At 36.9% G+C, this 22,509-nt stretch carries 18 protein-coding genes; 8 read left to right on the top strand and 10 right to left on the bottom strand.

The annotated features are described in order from the left end of the window. Positions 1-199 precede the first annotated feature (199 nt). Entirely contained in the window at positions 200-1,369 is a 1,170-nt protein-coding gene (locus tag CCE82_RS03665; RefSeq protein ID WP_086428077.1) for a glycosyltransferase family 4 protein, read from the top strand. A 610-nt stretch (positions 1,370-1,979) separates the two neighbouring features. Here the strand turns inward: CCE82_RS03665 and CCE82_RS03660 are convergent. The 3 genes from CCE82_RS03660 to CCE82_RS03650 form a co-directional block, all read right to left on the bottom strand. Continuing rightward, the gene (locus CCE82_RS03660; protein ID WP_086428076.1) at positions 1,980-3,584 is read right to left on the bottom strand and encodes an L-lactate permease; all 1,605 of its coding nucleotides are present in this window, start codon (positions 3,582-3,584) and stop codon (positions 1,980-1,982) included. A 387-nt stretch (positions 3,585-3,971) separates the two neighbouring features. Beyond that, the gene (locus CCE82_RS03655; protein ID WP_086428075.1) at positions 3,972-4,682 is read right to left on the bottom strand and encodes a hypothetical protein; all 711 of its coding nucleotides are present in this window, start codon (positions 4,680-4,682) and stop codon (positions 3,972-3,974) included. Between the two features lie 104 nt (positions 4,683-4,786). Further along, positions 4,787-5,305, bottom strand: a complete 519-nt coding sequence (locus tag CCE82_RS03650) for a GNAT family N-acetyltransferase (protein WP_086428074.1) — start codon at positions 5,303-5,305, stop codon at positions 4,787-4,789. Between the two features lie 129 nt (positions 5,306-5,434). On the opposite strand from CCE82_RS03650, the gene CCE82_RS03645 reads away from it, so the two are divergent. The 4 genes from CCE82_RS03645 to CCE82_RS03630 all read left to right on the top strand — a co-directional run bounded on the left by CCE82_RS03645 (position 5,435) and on the right by CCE82_RS03630 (position 9,669). Continuing rightward, positions 5,435-6,430 (top strand): oxidoreductase, encoded by a 996-nt coding sequence (locus CCE82_RS03645; protein WP_086428073.1) that lies wholly within the window; start codon positions 5,435-5,437, stop codon positions 6,428-6,430. A gap of 231 nt (positions 6,431-6,661) precedes the next feature. Further along, positions 6,662-8,005, top strand: a complete 1,344-nt coding sequence (glcP, locus tag CCE82_RS03640) for a glucose transporter GlcP (protein WP_086428072.1) — start codon at positions 6,662-6,664, stop codon at positions 8,003-8,005. 198 nt (positions 8,006-8,203) lie between these two features. Then, on the top strand, positions 8,204-9,232 hold the full coding sequence (locus CCE82_RS03635; protein WP_086428071.1) for an NAD(P)/FAD-dependent oxidoreductase: 1,029 nt from the start codon (positions 8,204-8,206) through the stop codon (positions 9,230-9,232). 20 nt (positions 9,233-9,252) lie between these two features. Next, entirely contained in the window at positions 9,253-9,669 is a 417-nt protein-coding gene (locus CCE82_RS03630; protein WP_086428070.1) for a GNAT family N-acetyltransferase, read from the top strand. Between the two features lie 77 nt (positions 9,670-9,746). Here CCE82_RS03630 and CCE82_RS03625 read toward each other — a convergent pair whose 3' ends face one another. The 4 genes from CCE82_RS03625 to CCE82_RS03610 all read right to left on the bottom strand — a co-directional run bounded on the left by CCE82_RS03625 (position 9,747) and on the right by CCE82_RS03610 (position 14,318). Next, entirely contained in the window at positions 9,747-10,205 is a 459-nt protein-coding gene (locus CCE82_RS03625; protein ID WP_086428069.1) for a DUF2871 domain-containing protein, read from the bottom strand. A gap of 150 nt (positions 10,206-10,355) precedes the next feature. Further along, a complete protein-coding gene (locus CCE82_RS03620; protein ID WP_086428068.1) occupies positions 10,356-10,970 on the bottom strand; it encodes a YcnI family copper-binding membrane protein in 615 nt (204 codons plus the stop codon). 19 nt (positions 10,971-10,989) lie between these two features. Continuing rightward, positions 10,990-12,237 carry a copper resistance CopC/CopD family protein gene (locus CCE82_RS03615; protein WP_086428067.1) on the bottom strand — a complete coding sequence of 416 codons (1,248 nt, stop codon included), beginning with the start codon at positions 12,235-12,237 and terminating at the stop codon, positions 10,990-10,992. 425 nt (positions 12,238-12,662) lie between these two features. Further along, positions 12,663-14,318, bottom strand: a complete 1,656-nt coding sequence (locus CCE82_RS03610; RefSeq protein WP_086428241.1) for a Na/Pi cotransporter family protein — start codon at positions 14,316-14,318, stop codon at positions 12,663-12,665. Positions 14,319-14,772: 454 nt separating this feature from the next. Here CCE82_RS03610 and CCE82_RS03605 point away from each other — a divergent pair, with 454 nt between their 5' ends. Both CCE82_RS03605 and CCE82_RS03600 read left to right on the top strand, forming a co-directional pair. Continuing rightward, entirely contained in the window at positions 14,773-15,237 is a 465-nt protein-coding gene (locus CCE82_RS03605) for a MarR family winged helix-turn-helix transcriptional regulator (protein ID WP_086428066.1), read from the top strand. Further along, complete coding sequence (locus CCE82_RS03600; RefSeq protein WP_086428065.1) at positions 15,234-16,172, top strand: magnesium transporter CorA family protein; 939 nt, start codon at positions 15,234-15,236, stop codon at positions 16,170-16,172. Before CCE82_RS03605 ends, CCE82_RS03600 begins: the two co-directional genes overlap by 4 nt. 387 nt (positions 16,173-16,559) lie before the next feature. On the opposite strand, the gene CCE82_RS12960 is transcribed toward CCE82_RS03600, so the two are convergent. Together CCE82_RS12960 and CCE82_RS03595 are read right to left on the bottom strand one after the other, a co-directional pair. Then, complete coding sequence (locus CCE82_RS12960; protein WP_159454519.1) at positions 16,560-16,715, bottom strand: hypothetical protein; 156 nt, start codon at positions 16,713-16,715, stop codon at positions 16,560-16,562. A 235-nt stretch (positions 16,716-16,950) separates the two neighbouring features. Further along, the gene (locus CCE82_RS03595) at positions 16,951-18,390 is read right to left on the bottom strand and encodes a sucrose-specific PTS transporter subunit IIBC (protein ID WP_086428064.1); all 1,440 of its coding nucleotides are present in this window, start codon (positions 18,388-18,390) and stop codon (positions 16,951-16,953) included. Positions 18,391-18,959: 569 nt separating this feature from the next. Between CCE82_RS03595 and CCE82_RS03590 the strand changes: the two genes are divergently transcribed. Further along, positions 18,960-21,047, top strand: coding sequence for a helix-turn-helix domain-containing protein (locus CCE82_RS03590; RefSeq protein ID WP_086428063.1), 2,088 nt, complete (start codon positions 18,960-18,962; stop codon positions 21,045-21,047). A gap of 84 nt (positions 21,048-21,131) precedes the next feature. Here CCE82_RS03590 and CCE82_RS03585 read toward each other — a convergent pair whose 3' ends face one another. After that, entirely contained in the window at positions 21,132-22,325 is a 1,194-nt protein-coding gene (locus tag CCE82_RS03585; RefSeq protein ID WP_086428062.1) for a CynX/NimT family MFS transporter, read from the bottom strand. Positions 22,326-22,509: the final 184 nt, after the last annotated feature.

The following is a 22,509-nucleotide window of genomic DNA, read 5'->3' as shown; positions in this document are numbered from 1 at the left end:
ATACCTTAATCATGTAAGAAAAAAGCGATTCCATCTAATTTGTGAAATTTTCATTAAACTCATTTGGACAAGACTTATTTCAAATTTTCACTTTTAGTATTGCGATAAAATATTTACATATTACGTTAACAATTCATTAACACTCCTCTTTTGTGCAGTGCTATAATGAAGAAAAAGTATACTAATCGAGGGATGCGTCATGAAGTCTATCACGTTTTTAATGCACAATATTTTTGCTGTTGGCGGCACAGTTAAGACGATTACAAACCTTGCCAATCAATTGGTTCACCAAGGGCATCAAGTCACGATCATTTCAATTTTCAAATCTAAGAAACATCCTTATTTCGAACTTGATCCACGCGTCACAGTTAAGTCATTAGTTCATTATCAACTTGGCTTACGGAATCTCATCCCACTTGCGGCTAATCGCATTCGTAAGTTTACACCATTGTTAAAACCAAAATATTTAACGCCTTACGAACCGGGTTATCGTCAATATTCCAGTTATATCGAAAAAAAGGTGATTCGTGCGATACAAAATGATTCTTCTGATATTTTTGTCGGTACACGTGCAAGTCACAATCTTTTAATTGCTAGATTTGCAAAGCGCCATCAGTTGACTATTGGGATGGAGCATATGAATTTGGATGCACATCGACCAGAGTTAAAAGAAGAACTACTTACCTACTATCCATATCTCAATGCGATAACGACCTTAACCGATGCTGATAAACAGCGCTATACACAATATTTAGACTCACCGGTTTTTGTAGTCCCGAACATGATTGATGAAAAACGTCACCGTATCATGAAAAAGAACCAAATTATTGCTGCGGGTCGCTTTGAGTATGAAAAAGGTTTCGACTTATTAATTCAAGCCGTTTATGAAGTGCAACAAGATTTGCGAGACTTAGGTTATACAATTTCGATTTTTGGGGACGGCAGTGAAAAAGAGGCTTTGCAACAACAAATCAACTTTTTACGTTTACAAGATCTCGTCTTTTTGCGTCCAACAACCCAACATCTCAGCACGTATATTGCAGAGAGTAAAATCACATGTATTCCATCACGCAATGAAGGTTTCGGCATGACGATTCTAGAAGCGATGAATCAAGGTAGCATCGTCGTCAGTTTTGATGGCAATACTGGACCAAAATCCCTTATCCAACACGGGCGTAATGGTTTCTTAGTCCCACATCTTCAAACATCAGCACTCGCAATGCAACTCTTAGAAATTGTAGAATATGGACACTCTAAATATTTAAATCCAATTATTCAAAATGGCTATCAAACTGTTGAACAATATTCACCTGAAGCCATCTATAATCAATTTAAAAAAGCGATTGATCATGTCATTCAAAATAATTAAACACATATCAATAAAAGACCTGGAAACTTATCCATAGCTTCTTGGTCTTTTTTATTCTTATAAAACAATAGCCATTACACCCCATTGTATGTGTCTTATTCAAAGCAAGATTCTTAATCTCCCTCAGTAATCGCGACACCTCTCATCTTCCTCCACCAAAACAATATAGGGTTGGTTTTGACTCCCTCACTCATCTCGGCAAGAACATCTTTTCCTGGTTTGCAAGAAAAATTCGACACTCTCGAGGGATACACCAAGCTACTCCAATCCCTCCTACTAAAATAAGTGTGGTTTGATTTGAGTATGGATTGGCTGATTTAAATCTCTTTCAAGTTGGAGACGCTCACCCCTAGATTGCAAAAACCGTGCAAGACTCCTGAGGCATCAGCTGACCTCGAAAATCCACTAACGCTTCTTCTGTGTGACAGTTCTATCAAGCGTTAGTTAGTTGAGAGGTCAGCGCCTCGGAAAGCGTAGCACGGTTCTGGCAATCGATAAATTTCAAGCAATCAAAAACTTCAAGCAATCCGAGTATTTTCCAACAATCAATCATCCCCAAAACAAAAAAGAACTGACATAGCCAAAAACAGCCATATCAGTCCTTCAATCATTAACCTAAAATTAATGATAAAATAAATGTCCAAATACACCAGAAAATCAATAAACCAACACTATATTTTAAAGTCATTTTCAACAATTCTGACTCTCTACCTACTTGCTTAACGGCAGCTGTGGCAATCGCAATAGATTGTGGAGAAATCAATTTCGCAATCGCACCCCCTGCAGTGTTCGCACCTACAAGTAATGCACCGCTCGTACCTACTTGAGGAGCTACAGAAGCTTGAATTGGCGCGAATAAAGCGTTGTTGTTCGTTACTGAACCTGTCATAAATACACCAATCCAACCTAAAATTGGTGATAAGAATGGGAAGGCTGCACCAGTTTTCGAAATACCTTCACCCATTGCGCTTGTTAAACCACCATATGTTGTCACTTTCGCAATCGCTAAGATGAAACAAATCGTTAAGATAGGTAACCATAATTCTTTAAATGCCTCTACAAACAATGCACCTGCACGTTTGAAGTTAACTTTTGAAGAAATTAAAATCGTAATAATACCTGCGATCAGTAGTGCTGTACCTGTTTGGTTTAAAATATTAAATGTTAACATAATCGGATGTCCTGAAACATCATTCATTGTACCTGGAATACCAAACTTAACATTCATGAATGACAATGCGCCATCTTCCAAAAAGAGTCCTTTAAATCCTTTTGAACTCCAAATTAAAACAAGTACAGTTAAAATAATAAATGGGCTCCATGCAAACACCACTTCTTTGAATGAATGATGTTTCACTTCCATTTTTTCTTCGCCTGCGTTCAAACGGAAAATATTTTTCGGTTGGAACTTTTTAGAGAATAATGCTAAAGCACCCATTGATGCAAGTGGTGGAAGGATATCCACTAATTCTGGACCGAAAAATTGGTTGAAGAATACTTGTAATACAACGAATGGTATGATTGTAACAATAATCGCTGGTAATGTTTCTTTAATACCTTTAAATCCGTCAATAATGAAGACTAATAAGAAAGGTACGATAATACTTAAAATCGGTAAGCTTAAGTTTGTCGCTTGTGCCACGTCTAATGCTGATACGTCACCTTTTAATGCTAAAGTATCAATTACCGAAACCGGTAAACCAATGGCACCAAATGCACCTGCTGCACCGTTACCTACTAAACAAAGCATTGCGGCTTGTAATGGTTTGAAACCAAGTTGAATCAATAATACCGCACAGATTGCAATCGGTACACCAAAGCCAGCCACACCTTCTAAAAATGCATTGAACGCAAAACCAATTAATAATAATTGAATACGTTGGTCTTCTGAAATTGTTGTGATACTATCTTGTACAATTGCAAACTGACCTGTTGCAACTGTTACTTTGTATAACCACACCGCCATCATCACAATAAAGCCAATCGGTAATATACCTTGATAGAAACCTTCAATAATACCACCAGAGGCAATACCTACTGGCAATTTAAATGCGACTAATGCAATCACAAGTGTCACCACAAGTGTTGTAATAGCGGCATAGATTCCTTTCATTTTAAACACTGTTAAACATAACAAGAATAAAATGATTGGAATACTTGCAACTAATGCAGAAATTGCAAGATTGTGAAATGGATCGAAATTCTCTACTAACATCTCTTTTCATCTACCTTCAATATTTATTTTTTATGTTCAATCTCCATGAGGGGACATGTGATTGATTTCACATAAAATATACCACGTCAAAACAATTAATTCAATAGTGCTTGTGAATATTTTCTCAATACTTGTAGAATACTATCTATTTATAACACGAATACTTTAAAAGTATAATTATTACGATATGGCGACGTTTATTCTAGATTATATAAGTTGTTTTTTCTAAATGCAATGATAGATTTCATTATGTTTTAGATGCATTATTAAAAATATTTGTTCTTTATACACTATAAGTTCACTGCTGTATTCCATTTTAAATGCCGGGCGCACGCAAATAAAGGTTAAGCCGCCAATGTGCCTAACCTTTAAACTATTCATATTTCATTATTGACGATAAGCAGGGTCAACAATTTTTGCTTGTCCTGTACCATCTACTGTCACAACAGTATAAGTTCCCGGTTGTGATTGATTAATAAAACTAAACATGTAACTATAATGACCGCCATCACCTTGCAATGCATAGTCATTATAAGGATTGTTTTGACCATTTAAGCGGTTTACTTCTGCTTGTGCATTGTCGAGTGATGTTTGGAAGTTTGGAAGATTTTTTAATGCTTGTTGACGATCTACTTGTTGACGCACAATGTTTTGAGCTACAGGTACAACGTTTTGCCCTTGATATGGCGCAACATATTTCGGTTGTGATTGTGTGCCATTTGAAGATTGTGATGTTTGTGAATTTCCGTTGCTATTAGGTGTGTTATTTTGTTGGCCTTGCGCTGATGATTGACCTTGTTGTGTTTGATTCTGATTTTGTTGTGTATCGTTTGTGTTTGGGTTAGCATTAGCGTTTGGGTTGTTATCTGATGAAGTTGCATTGTTGTCATTTGATTGGTCTTCTTTGCCTTTGTTGTCCTTATCTTTGCTGTCTTTGGCTTTGTTCTCTTTTTCTTTTTGCTTATCTTGGTTCTCTTTCTTATCTTTTTGCGTCGTCTGTTCTTTGTTCGCAGACTGGTCTTTGTCCTTACCTTCTTCGTCTGAACATGCAGCAAATAAAAACGGTACGATGATCAAGCTTGCCAATAATCTTTTCATGATGCTTCCTCCTAATTCAGTAAATGATATAGAAAAACCCTATCACTTTTTTATACACTTCACACTGAATACTAAACATTTCCAGCACAATTTTCAAATTATTTTTATAAATCTTTCTCCATTATCCAATCTTCATCAATTTGTTTTCCCATTACAAATGAATGGGAACCTGTTTTAACGAGCCCTTGTTTTAAATAAAATTTTAACGCCGGCGCATTATATTCCCACACGCCTAACCATAATTTTGGCTTTTTTAATGTGTCTTTCACAAAATGACATACATAATCAAACATCACTTGACCTAGCCCTTGACCCTGATATTCAGGATATAAATAAATGCGTTGAAGTTCTGCATATAACGTACCTTTATCCACCGTTTGTGCCGCTTCAACATTTACTTTCACATAGCCTAATACTTTTGCTTCATCATATAAAAAGAAAAAATGCATCTGCGGATCTTTCAATTCTGCCGTTAATTTTGATAATGACATTTCTTCGGCAAAATAACTATCAAACAGTGCTTGTTCATAATCCTGTTGATATGCGGCATAAAATGTGTCTTTACTTACCTTTTGTAAAACTTCGACATCCGTCACATTCACCTTCTTAAAATCATATCCCATCTTTTAACCCCCTTCTTTTCTTTTATTTTACATGAGCTACTACACTTCAACGAGTAAAAGCAATCTAATTGTCTTTCATGGTAGATTTTGGTAAAGTGTGAACGAAAAAATTTGAGGAGGCGCATTCATATGACAGAAACATTTAAAGCTTTCCGAGTCAATCATGATGACCAAGCATTGTCCGCAGATTTCACAGAGCTCAACTTAGATGACTTGTCTGAGGGCGATGTCACTATTCGTGTACATTATTCTAGCATTAACTATAAAGATGTTTTAGCGACAAAATCGAACAACAAAATTATTCGCAATTATCCGATTGTGCCAGGTATTGACTTGGCAGGTGTTGTTATGGATTCATCTCACCCATCATTTAAAGCTGGCGACAAAGTCATTGCAACCGGTTATGACCTTGGTGTGAAACATGATGGCGGTTTTAGTGAAGTCGCACGTGTAAACGGAGACTGGTTGGTTCCTCTACCTGAAAACTTAACTTTAGAAGAAGCGATGATTATTGGAACAGCAGGGTTTACAGCAGCCATTTCTATTCAATTATTAGAAGACAATAAAATAACAAGCACGAATGGCCCAGTACTCGTACGTGGCGCTACTGGCGGTGTGGGTGTCATGGCAGTCATGATGTTAAACGAAATCGGCTATAAAGTAGTCGCAAGTTCTGGTCAGACCGAATATCACGATCAATTGAAAGCATTAGGTGCACGTTCAGTCATCCCAAGAATTGAAGAAATCACTGATAAAGCACTTGCTAAAACAGAATGGCAAGCGGCAATCGATCCAGTCGGGGGTGCAACTGTCGCGGAAGTATTAAAGCGCATTCAACCTCATGGCGCGGTCGCTGTAAGTGGTAATTTAAGTGGTGCTGAATTTACAAGTACAGTCTATCCCTTTATTTTACGTGGCATCAGACTGTTAGGGACAGATTCAGTCGCTTTTCCAATGAAACGTAGACAGCATCTATGGCGTCGACTTTCTAAAGATTTAAAACCTGAAAAGTTACATGACATTAAAACTGTTGTGCCATTTAGCGAATTAAAAACGTATTTAGAACAAGCTGAAAAGCATGACTTTATAGGTCGTATTGTCGTGGATTTACGTCCCGAAGCATAAAGTACGTGAAGGTTGCTTCAGAAATGTGATAGCCGTCACACTTTTGAGGCAACGTGATACAAATTGAGAGTCAAACTTTGTCGTATATCGCAGCGCAATCAATAGTTTAAACAAATGTTGCAATGACGAGTTATTATTCATTACAAAACTTTAGACTTGCAAAATTTTATAATTTACTATTACCTTATGAAAGCGTATACTTGTATACAGAAAAATATTGGAGGTTGCACAATGAAAATTAATAAAAAGATGATCTTCTTCATTGGTGCTTTAGGTGGTTTATTGTACGGTTATGACATGGGGGTTATTTCCGGTGCATTACTTTATTTGAAAGATGACATCCCACTCAATGCATTTACTGAAGGGCTTGTCGTTTCATCGATGTTAGTCGGCGCGATTGTCGGTGCTGGGTTAAGTGGCCCACTATCTGAAAAATTTGGCCGTCGTCGCTTAGTCTTTATGATATCTATCGTCTTTATTATCGGTGCGTTAATTTTAGCACTCGCACCAACGATGGAAATTTTAGTATTAGGTCGTGTCGTTATCGGTTTAGCTGTCGGGGGTTCTACTGCGATTGTGCCAGTTTACCTTTCTGAGCTTGCACCGACAGACGCACGTGGTTCATTGAGTTCATTAAACCAATTAATGATCACAATTGGTATTTTAGCGTCATACCTTGTGAACTATGCATTTGCGCCGATTGAAGGATGGCGTTGGATGCTTGGCTTAGCTGTTGTACCATCATTAATTTTAATGATTGGTGTTATCTTCATGCCTGAAAGCCCACGTTGGTTACTTGAGAAACGTGGTGAAAAAGCAGCGCGTGATGTGATGAATTTGACTTACCCTGCTTCAGAAATTGATTATGAAATTGAAAACATGAAGAAAATCAATCAAATTGCTGATAACACTTGGACAGTTCTTAAATCTCCTTGGTTGTTATCGACTATCATTATCGGTAGTGTTTTTGCGTTACTCCAACAATTGATTGGGATCAACGCCATTATTTACTACGCACCTAAAATTTTCGCAACAGCGGGTTTAGGTGAATCAACTGCCATTTTAAGTACAGTTGGTATTGGTGTCGTTAACGTACTTGTCACAATTTTCGCCATTTCCATTATCGACAAAATTGACCGCAAAAAATTACTTGTGATTGGTAACATCGGCATGGTGGCTTCATTACTCATCATGAGTATCTTAATTTGGCTTATCGGTGTAAACAGTGCGGTTTGGATTATATTGATTTGTTTAACAACATTCATTATTTTCTTCGGTGTTTCATGGGGACCTGTATTATGGGTCATGTTACCAGAATTATTCCCAATGCGTGCGCGTGGTGCAGCAACAGGTATTGCAGCGCTCGTACTGTCTATTGGTAGTTTACTCGTAGCGCAATTTTTCCCTGTGTTAACTGACGTACTTCAAGTTCAACAAGTCTTCTTAATCTTTGCAGTCATCGGTATTATTGCAATGATTTTCGTTATCAAATTCTTACCAGAAACACGTGGCCGCAGTCTTGAAGAAATCGAACAAGACTTACGTGCACGTACAAATGCGAAAAATGTCGAATAATGAATAAAGACACAGTCAATAAGCGTGAACCGTCATGCTTATTGGCTTTTTTTGTTCAACCTTAATGTTAATCACAGGATATGTTTTTTATTGGCGGTCACAAAATATATTTCAGAAATTTTTGCCGCTTCAATTGATAATTATTCTCATTTATTAGATAATAAGACACATCAGAGTAACTCGAGGGAGCGTAATGAAATGAAAGATGTAACAATTATCGGTGGTGGCCCGGCAGGTTTATATGCAAGCTTTTATGCAGGCTTAAGAGGTATGGACGTGCGCATTGTAGACGTACAACGAGAATTAGGTGGAAAAATGAAAATTTATCCCGAAAAAATTATTTGGGATATTGGCGGTATTGCACCTCAATCATGTTATGACATCTTAAAAAATATCGTTCAACAAGGGCTTCATTTTAATCCTGAAGTGCTATTAGAAACGAAAGTCACAAATATTAAAAAGCATGGTGAACATCATTTTGAAGTGATCACTGCTGATGGCCAGTCATTAACTTCACGTGCAGTCATCATTGCAATTGGTGCCGGAATTATTAAACCTTTACCACTCAAAATTGAAGGTGCAGAACGATTTGAGTTAACGAACTTACATTATGTCGTTCAACAATATCAAAAATTTAAAAATAAAGATGTCCTCATCTCAGGTTCGGGGAATTCTGCGTTAGATTGGGCGAGAGATTTATCAGGATATGCGAAAAGTGTGAAGCTCGTTTATCGTAAAAAAGATATTTCTGGACATGAAGCAATGCAAAACATTTTAGATACCTTAAATGTCCAAAAGTTTCCGAACAGCAAGATTGTACAGTTGAATAGTACGAAAGAGGACGCTAACCTCATCAATGAAGTCGTCCTTAAAAATAGCGAGACAGGCGAAACAACGACTCACCGTGTAGATGACGTCATTATCAGTCATGGATTCGAACGTGAATTGACCCTATTAAATGACTCAGATGTTACAATTAAAACCGTAGACGATGATTACGTGTATGGCGAGAAAAATACATGTACTTCTGTGCCAGGAATTTATGCTTGTGGTGACATTGTACAGCATCCTGCAAAAGTGCATTTAATTGCCAGTGCTTTTAGTGATGCGGCTCACGCTGCGAATAGTGCTAAACAGTATATTGATCCTTCAGCACCAAAAGAAGGCTTTGTATCAAGTCACAACGATGTCTTTAAGGAAGCGAATCGTCAATTTCTACCACATTAGAAAGAAAGGAACGTTCAGCTATGACAATTGAAGTGAAATACGACATACCGCGTCCAGCCGACTATTGTGAATTGCGTCGTGTTGCTGGTCTAAGCGAAAAATCAGAAGCCGCTGCTCGAATCGGTTTACCTAACGCTTGTTTTACAGTAACACTATATGACAACAATCAACTTATCGGTATGGGACGTGTCATTGGTGATGGTGCAACTGCATTTCAAATTATAGATATCGCAGTACGTCCTGAATACCAAGGACAAGGTCACGGCAAAACAGTTATGAAACATATTATGGATTACATCGAATCGGTACGCCAACCTGGAACGTATGTCAGCCTCATAGCAGATTATCCTGCCGATCAACTCTATGCAAAATTTGGTTTTATTTCAACTGAACCCTATTCAGGTGGCATGTATCGCCATTATCCAGTGAAAAAGTAACATCCATACAAAAGCCATTCAGCGCCGTGTCTTTCTCGTGACACAGTACCGAATGGCTTTTGACTTCTCTTACACATTTATTCAGAAGGCGTTTCATCTTTTACCTCATCCTTCGATACCTCACCATCTCGAGGTGATACAAGGATTGCTTGTCTTAATAAGAAAAACAAAATAATAAATCCCGCAGTAATGGTCACATGACCAATACCGGCAAACCCTGCAAATGACGCAGGAATCGTCCCTCCTGAAACCTCTTTAAAACCTTTCAAAAACTGCATTGACACCGTCGTCAACACACCAATGTTGTAAATAATAAAATACCAATTAAATAAATAGTAACTACTGATTTTGAATAACTTCTCAATCGGAATTAACATCAAAAACATAAACATACCGAGCGTCAATAAGTGCGTATGCATTACGCTCATTTGGGTAGACCCTGTAAATTCATAGTGTACTGTTAATTCTCTGTAAGCAAATCCACTCAATAATCCTAAAACGGTATAAGTCATAAATGCATATAAAATACGTCTCATTCATTTCACGCTCCGTCAATTTAATCCGTTAATTCTTTTGACTGCTGTTATTACTTTGTACAGTGCCATAACATTTCATACTAAATAAAACACCGTCCTCCTCTATACTACTGATTATATCGGTAAACATAGACATCGTGTCAACAACTATTATTTGTCAGATTTAGTAAAGTTTTTACGTTTAAACAATGCGACGATAGCGACGATTAAAGAAATGATGCTCATCACCCATAACCATGGGGATGCACCTGTTGTCGTACTTTGTGTTGCTTCTCCACTATCTGTAGCTGAACCACCCGCTTTAAGTTCTGTTAACGGTGCCGGATTTTCACTATCTTCACCATCTTGTGTCCACTTGACGACTTTGCCATCTTTATATGTTTGAAGCGCATTCCACTTAAATGTTCCTTCTTGATCTGGATTGGCAACCATAATTGGGAAATTCATATATTCATTTTCACCGATGCCCTCTCCTGTCGCTGTCCAAGTGATTTTCGTAATTTCACCATCTTTATTTTTCTCTTGTTGATGCTTAAATCCAGGTACAGGAGAAATCGCTGACACGGTTACACCTTTAGGCACTTCAAGTTCAACTTTTGTTGTATGACTATCACGTTCAACTGGGACACGGACTTGATATTGTTGGAAAGAACCAGGCTCACTGACTTGTGGATCGAGTTTGACATGTGCTTCTGCTGCGGTCGTTAACGTTGCAAACATCAATAGTATAGCTACGAGACTCATTAAAAATTTAGGCATTTTCATTCTTTTGCTCCCTCTCTATTTATAATGGAATTTGAATTTGACTCATAATCACACCTGCTAAGATTAAAAATAGACCTACAATGATTTCAATATAAAGTAATGGTTTATTAATACGACGCTTTTGGCGCATTGCCCAAAAAGTTTGCATTGCACCTAAAATCACCATCACTATCGTTAACCCAATTTTCGCAAACCACAGACCACTATACGTTGTTGAAGAAGTAATCATTGTAGATAAGGATGTGACATCGATGGACATTAAAAAGCCTGTCACAGCAATGAGCACGACTGCACTCATATTTGTTTTTAACAGTACGTCCTTAATGATTAACACATAGGAATGACGATGTTTTGTAAACAAGTACGTGATTAAATAGGCAAAGCTTCCGAGCCACGTTGCAATACCAATAAGATGAATCGTACGTAAAATAATGGAATAAAGCGGTACTGACTGGGTCCAAACATGACCAGAAATCGCTAAACTAATAAAAATAAACAACGGCATCATTTTATACCAAATCGACTCCATATTCTTCAATGTAAATAATCCGAGTACGACGATTAAACTTGTCATCGAGATGATAAATGGAAATTGTATCCAAACCGTAAAATCAAGTGTTAATATCGACGTAACCACTTCTTCTGGTAATGTCATCAAATAAACAATCGCTGCCAGAAAAGCAGTCATCATCAACAAAATTATCGCACTCCGATGATGTGGAATGATATGATATGTTGGTGCTTTTTGACGTGCCATAAATAAATTGACAATGTAAAGCCCTGTTAATACGAGTAACGACGCTTGTAAAATAAAGCGCACTAGACCGAACCAGAAAAACGCATCCGTATAAAATGAACCGGATGTGTCTATCGCATCTGCTGTCTTTTTACCGACAGAGAAATAATATTGTCCTTCAACCTCATGACCATCTAAAGAGACGGTTTCCCATGAGACTTGATGTGTGCCTTTCTCAACTTCTGAAGCATCAAAATTAAGTATTTGCGATTTTCCAGACTCTTTTGGTCTCAATGTATCGATTTTATGCCCTTTATCATCATAAAGCGTAATTTTAGAATAATCGGTATACACTGGTTCATTAAATTCGAGCTGAATCGTCTCTGGTTGTGATTGAACAATGTTGTTTTCAGCTGGTGTTTGTTTCTCTAAAGTTGCATGCGCGGATGCTTCATTCGTATGCATCGTTAAAAACAGCATAAATGTTAGCGTCATAAAGATGACCATCATGAGTTTTTTCGTTATGTGCATGAACTCACCCCCTTAAATATCGATACGGTATAGACAAAATCTAAAATTTGTCGCCTTTTAAAAGTTTATCAAAAGAAAAGACGAATACAATTATTTTGTATCCACTTCAAAATTTTGTCACTTCATATTATTAATTTGATAGAACATTGTAATAACAACTATTTATTTCGATAGTTTTTAAACAAACATTCAAACTTTTCACAAATGTAAAAATAAAGCACCCCTTATTATTGAATGGCAGCACACTTCAATTAAAAAGGATAGTAGGTTGTTGAAACTTTTTGTGTTACGTTTATTAGTTATGTCAATTTAACTCACATGTTTTAAGCTGAATGAGGGGCCAGGAAAACATTGTCTCCTAGCCCCTCTCATTATTTTTAACGCACATGAATAGTATAAAGTTGATTAATAATGGCGAAATCTTGCTAGACAGTTACGGCTTCTTCCTCAATCGATACATCATCATTTAAACCGACCATGGCTTCTGTAATATTGCGCGAATTATAACCGATACGCTCTAACACGGCAATAATATCCACGTATAACAGACCACCATCAGTAGAACATTCACCGCGGTTTAAACGTTTAATATGCCCTTTACGGAGCTGATGTTCGATATTAAATGCTTCACGACTCCGTTCGACAACTTCATCTTTTTTCGTCGTATCATAAACGTCTAATGTTTCAATCGCTTTCGTGAATGATTCATCGACAAAGCGGTACAATTTATCAATCCCACGTTCAGCATCATCTGTTAAAATGATTTCTTTAGACTTTTTGCGGTTAACTTGATCAATATAGGACTCGATTAATTCTGACACTCTTAAAATAGAACGGTTCACATCAAACATCACTGCCAACCTTTCAACATCTTTTCGAGTAATATTTTTAGTTGAAATACGTACAAGATAATTTCTTATACTGTCACTAATCGTCACGACAGCTTGATGCTTTTGTTGAACATTTTTAATCATTTTCTTGTCCATTTGAGCAGGATGATGTACATCGTCAAGCATTGAACGCACAATATTCCCCACGTTTTGTAGTTCTTTTTGTGTCTCTTGTAAAGCAACACCTGGTGCATGATACACTAAATCTTTGTTTAAATGTTGCGGTTTATAATCTTCTGTGACATCTTTACCAGGCACAATTTTTGTTACAATCCAAGCTAACACACCTACAAATGGCAATTGAATTAATGTATTCGTCACGTTGAAAGCGCCATGTGCAAATGCAATCGTCATAACGGGTTTTAAATGCCATGCGTCTTGAATTGTCTGTATCAGTGGTATAACGACGGGCAATAATAATGCAAAAATGATTACACCAATGACATTAAAAATAACATGAACAAAAGCCGCACGTTTCGCAGCTAATGAACCCGCTAAACTTGCTAAAATCGCAGTAATCGTCGTTCCGATGTTATCACCTAACAATACCGGAATCGCGCCATTTAAATCGACTAAACCTTGACTATAAAACTCTTGTAAAATCCCAATCGTTGCACTCGAACTTTGTACAAGCGCTGTTAAACCTATTCCAGCTAAAATACCGTAAATCGTATGTGAGGACATATCGAGCATAAGTTGTCTAAATCCGTCCAACTCAGCTAACGGTTTCACTGCATTTCCCATAAATTCAAGACCGAAAAAGAGCGAACCGAATCCAAATAAAATCCGCCCGATATTATTGATTTTTGAACGTTTAAAAAAGAAGATGAGGAACGCGCCTAAAGCTAAAATCGGCATCGCATACTCCCCTAAATCAATACCAATAATAAATGCTGTCACAGTCGTTCCAATATTGGCACCCATAATGACACCAATCGCTTGTTTCAGTGTCATAAAACCAGCTGTGACCAAACCGATTGTAATCACTGTCGTACCTGAACTACTTTGAATTAATATTGTTACGATCATACCTGCTAATACACCTAATACTGGATTAGAGGTATATTTATTTAAAATGTTACGTAATCGATCTCCAGCAGAAGCTTGAAGACCATCCCCCATTACTTTTAAACCGTACAGGAAAATACCTAAGCCACCTAAAAACGAAAAGATGACTTCAGTTACCGACATTTCCATTTTTCCACCTCAATATAAAATTTGTAAAAGTATAAAATAAAAAGACATGAAATAGGTTACTTTCAACATCTTAGCCATACTATTCAAGTATGATTCACTCTGATTATCTCTTATCTTTGTAAATTTAATGTTAAGATTTCATGAAGATTCGTTTTAATTTCATGACTTTGCTAAAATATTTCAATAAATTTAACGTCATATCCCAAATTTATACTTATTTGTGTTACATTATATTCTTAACAATCGCGATACAAACTTCACATTTGCGCGAACGGTTCACAGCGGACTCTCGCACTATCACTGAAACCTACATTCTATCCTTAAATGCCTAACATATTTCATATTATTGATTCTTTACTCACTATGATTAAAATTCATCAAGATGACAATGACAGATATTAAATTCTTTACTATAATGAAAAAGACTTTTCAGAAAAGGAAGTTTAATATGACTCAAAATAATGATTATGAATTATTTCTTTTTTATTACGCTTATCAAACATTTACTAAAACAGCTGATGATCTCATTGCTGAATATGATATGAGTCGCCAACACCACCGTTTTCTCTTTTTTATTAACAAACTGCCTGGAATTACAACTAAAAAATTACTTGAAAATCTAGAAATTTCAAAGCAAGGTTCTCATGCAACACTGAAATTATTAAAATCAAAAGGTTTAATTTATGATGAACCTGATTTAACAGATCGTCGTTTGAAGCGACTCTATCCTACACCAGAAGGAAAAGCACTCATCAAAAAATTAAACCGCGCGCAAAGTGATTTATTTAATCGCATTAAGTCAGAGTTTGGTGACGATTGGTATGCCATTATGGAAGGATTTGCGTCCTATAGACAAGGCTACAAAGACATCAGACATTTGAAACAAGATATCGAAGAAGGTGATGAGACATGATTCGTGCCTATCGTAATGACGCGGAACTCCGTGTAATAGAAACAGAAGAATGGGGACATGCACAGTGGCTCAATGTCGTTAAGCCAACTCAAGATGAGATACAACGGCTCATTGATGTGTATGGCTTCCCTCAGGACTTCCTTGAAGATGCCTTAGATAGCGAAGAAAGTTCACGTATTGAATATGATGATGATAGCGACTATTCATTAATCATTAGTGACTTCCCTATTACAAAATCAGGTCAATACAAGCTTAAAAGTTTTACGACACTGCCTTTAGGTATCATTATTGGTAAAGATATTATTGTGACCGTTTGTGCAAAATCATTTCATTATTTTGATCACTTAATTCAAAAACCAATTAACCTCAAGTATAAAAGTCAATTCGCTTTAAAAGTCATGTATGATATGGCGGCACAATATAATAGAAGTTTACGCTTACTGAATAAAGAGCGTCGTCAAGTGGAATATAATTTACAACAACGTGTGACGAATCAGCGTTTATTTTTATTAAGTGAAATTGAAAAAAGTCTTGTCTATTTTTTAGGGTCATTGAAAACCAATTCCTCAACGATTCGACATCTGTTCCGCTTGCCGGCAATTAAACGATTTGATGATGATGAAGAGTTGTTAGAGGACTTGAAAAATGAGCACCAACAAGCGGTAGAAACGACTGAGCTTTATTTACGTATTGTGGAAAGTATGTCAAATTCTTATGCGTCATTGCTTTCGAATCAGTTGAATACGACGATGAAGACGTTGACGATTTTTACGGTGTTGTTAACGTTGCCGACTTTGGTGTTTAGCTTTTTTGGAATGAATGTTCCTTTACCGATTGATACAGAAAGTGGCTTATCTTGGTTGATTATTATTGTGCTTTCTGTAGTGCTTGTCGTTGTATTGTTTGTCTTTTTATGGCGGAATGATAAGCTTTGACGGTTGGTGGTTGTTTGGTGTATGAAATCACAAGGTTTTTAGATTGTAAGAACGATTCTTTATCCATTTGTTGCCTTGACCTTATGGATTGCACTCTTGGGCTCCCTTTCCGAGGCGCCTCGCTTCAACTAACCAACGCTCGCATTAAACTGTTACATTTTGGAGAGCGTTGGTGGATTTTCAGCCTCGGCTAGATGCCTCAGGAGTGTCGCCCTGTTTTGCAATCTCATGAGTCAAGACTATTATTTTTATATGAGAATCGTTCTTCATTACGCTTTAAAAGCATTATTCTCACAAACAAACTACTTACCAACGTTCTAGCTTGTTCATTCTCAATTCCCACAAACGACCTTATTTTTTCTTCTGTTTTATTACCTCTTGTGGTTTTTACAATCTCTCATTTGAGCCTTTTTTCACACAAACCCACACGTCAAGGTCAAAGCTTTGATCATTCTTATCTATCACAAATACCACTTTTTTGGTTAGGGTTAAGGCATGTTCGCCCTGTTTGGCAATCTCATCAGTCAGGGCTTTTATTTTCATATTAAAATCGTTCCCCAATCCTTTTTAAAAGCATTATTCTCACAAACAAACTACATACGAACGTTATTGCTTTTTCATTCTCAATTCCCACAAGCGACTCGCATTTATGTGTGACTTAACAATGATTCTATTTCAGCTCAGAAGCCTTAATAACGACAAAAAGACTGGTCACAATTAAGTGTTTCCCAGTCTTTCTTATGATTAAAATTTATCCTCTCAATTTCGACTCTGTGTTTTACTCTATTACGCCTTGATACCTTTTTTGTTTCGACAGTATGAAAGTGATGATGAAGCTACCGATGAATGCGATACACATCCCAATGATGTAATGTGTCCATGAACCTGGTGCGATTGAAATAATACCCGGAATCCCAGCGGCGCCTAATGCTGTTGCTTTCACTTTAAAGAATGAAACATATGCCGAGCCTAAAGCGGAACCTGTCATTGCCCCGACAAACGGATAGCGTAACTTTAAATTGACCCCAAACATAGCAGGTTCAGTAATGCCTAATACGGCTGATACACCGGCTGCTGAAGCGACACCTTTTAGTTTTTGATTTTGTTTAATGATGAAAAATGCGGCCAATGCAGCTGCTCCTTGTGCCATGTTAGACATTGCTGCGATTGGGAAAATGAATGAACCCCCTGTTTTCACATGATCAGCAATGAGTGCTGTTTCAATGGCGATAAAACTGTGATGCATACCCGTGATGACAATTGGAGCGTAGAATAAACCAAAGAGGAATCCTCCAATCGCTCCACCTGTTTCATACAGCCATGTTAAGCCATCTGTAAGCCAAAAGCCTGCTGTACGTGTCAAAGGTCCTACAAATAAAAATGTCAAAAAGGCTGTGATTAATATTGCGAATAACGGCGTCAATAAATTATCTAATACGGTCGGTACAATACGACGTAACCCTTTTTCTAACTGTGCTAAAATATATGTCGCGACTAATGTAGGTAACACTTGGCCTTGATAACCGACTTGTGCGATGGATAGTCCAAAAATATGCCATTGTGGTATAGGATCTCCATTCGCAAGTGCTTCAGGATAGGCATACCCATTCATCAGTGCGGGATGAACCATAATTGCCCCTAGTGCAGCACCTAAAAATGCATTGCCACCAAATCTTTTTGCTGCACTAAAACCAATTAAGATCGGCAATAAGGCAAAGGGTGCACTTGCAAAAATATTAATCATACTTGCAAATTCAGCAAAATGCGGATACATTTCGACAACGGATTGTGTCTCACTAAAAATCCCCTTCGCTGTCAAAATGTTGTTCAAACCCATTAATAAACCACCCGCCACGATAGCTGGAATAATAGGAACAAAGATATCAGACAACATCTTCACAAATCGTTGTAACGGATGCCCCTTTTTCTTTTTCGTTGTATGGGCTTCTTTAGTTGGTGCGTCACTGTCATCTTTAACTAAGGACTGCACTGCTTGAAATACTTTATTCACAGTGCCCGAACCGATAATAATTTGATATTGATCACTCGTCGAAAATGTCCCTTTGACCACGTCCAATTGATTAAGTGTTTGCTCATCTACTTTGCCCTCATCTTTTAATGTAAGGCGTAAACGTGTTGCACAATGCGCCATTTCTTCAATATTTTCTTCTCCACCCACTGCTCTTAAAATCGTTTCAGCTTCTTTTTGATAGGCCATAACATCACTCCTTAAGTTGACTTTCATTCACAAATCGGTTTTAAAAGCAGTGTAAAGGTTCAAATCGGCATGTGCATTGCTTTCAAAACCTATTTTAGAACCGGTACCAAAAATCTATCATGTTTATTGTATTCGTTTTCAAAAAGATAATCAATACCCATTCAACAATTCTTGTTTGATTAATTATTTATGTATCAAATGAGGGGTGTCGCTACGTTAAAAATATGTTATAGTAAGCTTACTTCAAAACATGTCGTGCATTACTTTGTACACATACTTTTAATCCATGCCATTTTAAATGATATCGTTTTAATGATTTTTTAACATCGCAGTTTCACTTCGACCGATTCACCACTTTTTTTGACTCCGATATATCATTTTTTAAAGTATATTGCTTTCTACACTCTTTTAAAACCGTTTGATATGTCGTTATTTCTTCACTTTAAGTCTTTCTTTTTACAATACGCTAAACCTTATTGTGGTCCAACAATCAATAATTTTATAATGATGTATATTTATTAAGTCATTTCAAAACTTTTGAAAAATATTGAATTCGAAAGAGGGCAATTATGCAAGGCATCACTATTGAATTAATGAAACAGCATACATCTACTGCATATCGTGTGTTCAATCGCGTAGAATTATTCGTTTCATTTGAAGGCGTCCTGACACTCGAGCTTAACGGTAAAAAGCGTCACTTCTATCATCAAGTTGCAATTGTTAACCATAATGACATTGTTAAAGTTAAAGATGCACAAGCTGTTGCAAAAATCTCTATTCCATTACACTACTTTTCAGAATACCAACCTCATTATTTACTGGGCTATTTCAATCAAGAAAGGTTATCATCCCACAATAAAATGACCTCACAAATAAAAAAAGTGATAACTGAAAATGATGAGGAAAAATATTTCGAAGTGTTCTTGCCAATAATTGAAACATTGGTTAATGAATGTTTTATCGAAACAGGAACAATTTATATTCCGCAAATACAAGTCAAAAGTATTTTATTCAAAAACATCATGGACTATGTACATCAAAAACCACTTTCTCGATTATCATTGCCAGAATTAAGCGAGCACTTTTTTGTATCTGAATCTTACATTTCAACATTGTTTAACAGATATTTAAATTATACATTCAAAAAGTATTTTGTTTCACTAAAGGTTGGCCTTTCAATTTATTATCTACTGAACACCAACGAATCGATTAATGATATCGCATTACACTTTCAATTTAGTAGTTATAATCACTATTCTAAGCAATTCAAACGTTTCACTGGGTTCAGTCCGATAGCGTTTCGAAAACAACATCAAAACAAAGTCATTCAGGTGAACATCAAACCATTTGATCATCAATATTTTGAAGGACATTTGCTCGATTATGAAGAAAATACCAATTCTCAACAACTTATCAGCATTTATTTGAATCAGCCACAACAGACACGAATGATTCATTCTAAGGTGTTGCTGCTCGAAATCAAACAAATGCGTGAAATGATGCAAATTTTCAATACAACTGATGATGATATGATGACAAAAGCAAATCCTGTCACACTGTATTTTAACCCGGAGTCACATACGTATATCACATTTGAAAACTTGGATGAAGTCGCGCGTTTAAGTGAATTAGTGCAGAAACAATTTGGCATCGCATATCGTATTACATCAATGCAAAGTTATGAGACATTTAAATCACACTTCCTTCAGCCATTATTAGAAGTGCTACGCCAGTCTCCAACTGCATTCGATATGTCACAGTTGAAATTCAATCTCGTCTTAGATCATGCAACACTTTTAGCACGTGATTTGAAATTTATCGTTCGAGAGATGAAAACTTTACTTAATCGTTGTCAATTCACGTTGTTGATGTACATTCCTCTTAATCAACGTGCGTTACAACATGGCATTGATTTTGATTATTATATGATTGATATGATACGTGTAAGTCGTATGTCACAACGAAACGCTTCATCATTACAGTCAGAACATCCATTTCATCGTCAACTCAAAGTTTGGCTCGACGACAACAATTTGAATCAGCACCCTATTTTATTATCAGGTGTCTCTGAATGGCTTTCCGAACAATCAGAAGATAAAACACTAACAGGACAATGGTTAGACATATGGTTAAATATGCATCATACCGTCAAAGGGTTAAGTATACCGTTAATGAGCCAAAGTCCAAAAATAAATGGCTATTTCAATGCACTTGGACATCAAACAGCGTTACAACATATTTTTCGCTTAATTCAACCTTTTAATCATTCGCATAGTGTGATTGGACAGTCATATGTCATCCATGAATCACCTTTTGCATATGATATTTTATTGTTCCATCCATTTCACGCTCAAAATTTAACAGATCAATTAACATATGAATTGTACGGCACTTTAGAGTTGCATCAACATTTCGTAGCCGAATACACGTATCATCCCAAATACAGCAACATTGATTACATTTTGGCGGACAATGCAAAAGGTTATTACTTACCGCCACATTTTGTCTCGACGATTCATTCATCCAATCAATTGTTATTTAATCTTCAGCTACATCATTTTGGTCAGTCCCGTTACAACACGACACTGGCTTCAGATGCGATTAAATTGATTCATATTGCAAAAACTCAAGCGCAGCAGCAATCAGATATGTTGTAATCGTATGCTCATGCAGATGTTATACCATCAAAAATAAGGGTTAGGACAAGGCTTCAGTATCCCCTCGTCTTAACCCTTATTTGTTTATTCATCTTCAATATATTTGTTTTGTGCGGCAATCATACCGGCAATCAGTACACCAACGACCATCAATAAAAATAAAATAATAGCGATGGTCCAGTTACTCAAAATGTCGTGTGCCAGTCCAAGCATGAAAGGTCCAATCGCAGCGACCCAATAGCCTATCGATTGCCCGAAACCAGAGAGTGCCATACTACCAGCTGTTGTTTTTGAACGAATCGAAAACATCGTCATACATAAACTAAAACATGCGCCAATCCCCATACCTGTCAAAACCATTGCCACAAGTAATAGCCATGTGTTATCGAAAAATAGTAAAGTAAACCCCACACTCATCAGAGCGGCGACAATACCGATCAAACTTCTTTGTGTCGACATTTTTGCTGCAATAATTGGAAATGTAAATGTCATAGGGAGTTGCGCAAACTGGTTGAGCATTAAAAAGTAGCCGGCCATTTCTGGATTGACCCCTTTACTTACTAAAATGGATGGATACCAAGCAACAATGCTATAAAACATCATCGACTGAAATGCCATCGTAAGCGCAACAGCCCAAGCAATTTTCGATCGATAAATAGGCTTTCTTAATCCATCATGCTGTTGTGAAGGTAAATGGGATAATTGCTTCAATTGAGGTAACCATATCACGAGCGCAACCACTGCAAAAATAACCCAAAACACAAGTGAAAAGCGATACGATAATGATGTGACCGTAGACAGTGGATAACTTAATCCCCCACCTAAGCCTGCAGTAAAATTCATCGTCGCACTATATATACCTGTAATCAAGCCAATTTGTGTAGGAAAAGCCCATTTCGCATAAGCCGGCAAAGTCACGTTGGCAAGTGCAATTGAAACGCCTAACAGTACTGTCCCCATAAAGAAAGTCGAGACACCACCCATAACCCGAATAACGAGTGCCACAATCGTTAAAATTAAAGTTAAAAATAAAAAGCGTGACATCGAAATTTTCGAAAGCATACGCGATACAAATGGTGATACGATACCGAAAATAATGAGTGGAATCGTCGTGATTAAGCCCGCAATTCCATTATTAATATGTAAATCCGTTTTAATTTGTTGAATCACTGGCCCAACGGATGTTAATGGCGCACGTAATGTTGCTGCAATCAAGATAATACCGAAGACGAGTAACCATTGATCTTGAATTCGATTGTGTCGATTTAACTCAGACATCGCTGTCCCTCCACCTCTTCACATCATGGAAGTTATAATTTTTAATATAGTCACTATACCACAAGAACATTCACATCTTACGAAAAAATTAACATTCTCAGTATCTTCTGTTAATGAACTCATGAAGCGATAAGATGAAGTACTCATCTTCGTACAAATGAATCGTCATGTACAACCTTCTGCC

Origin of the sequence: Staphylococcus cornubiensis (assembly GCF_900183575.1) — a bacterium.
Taxonomy (GTDB): domain Bacteria; phylum Bacillota; class Bacilli; order Staphylococcales; family Staphylococcaceae; genus Staphylococcus; species Staphylococcus cornubiensis.
The sequence above is the reverse complement of the archived record's forward strand: the minus strand, read 5'-3'. Positions and strand labels throughout refer to the sequence as shown.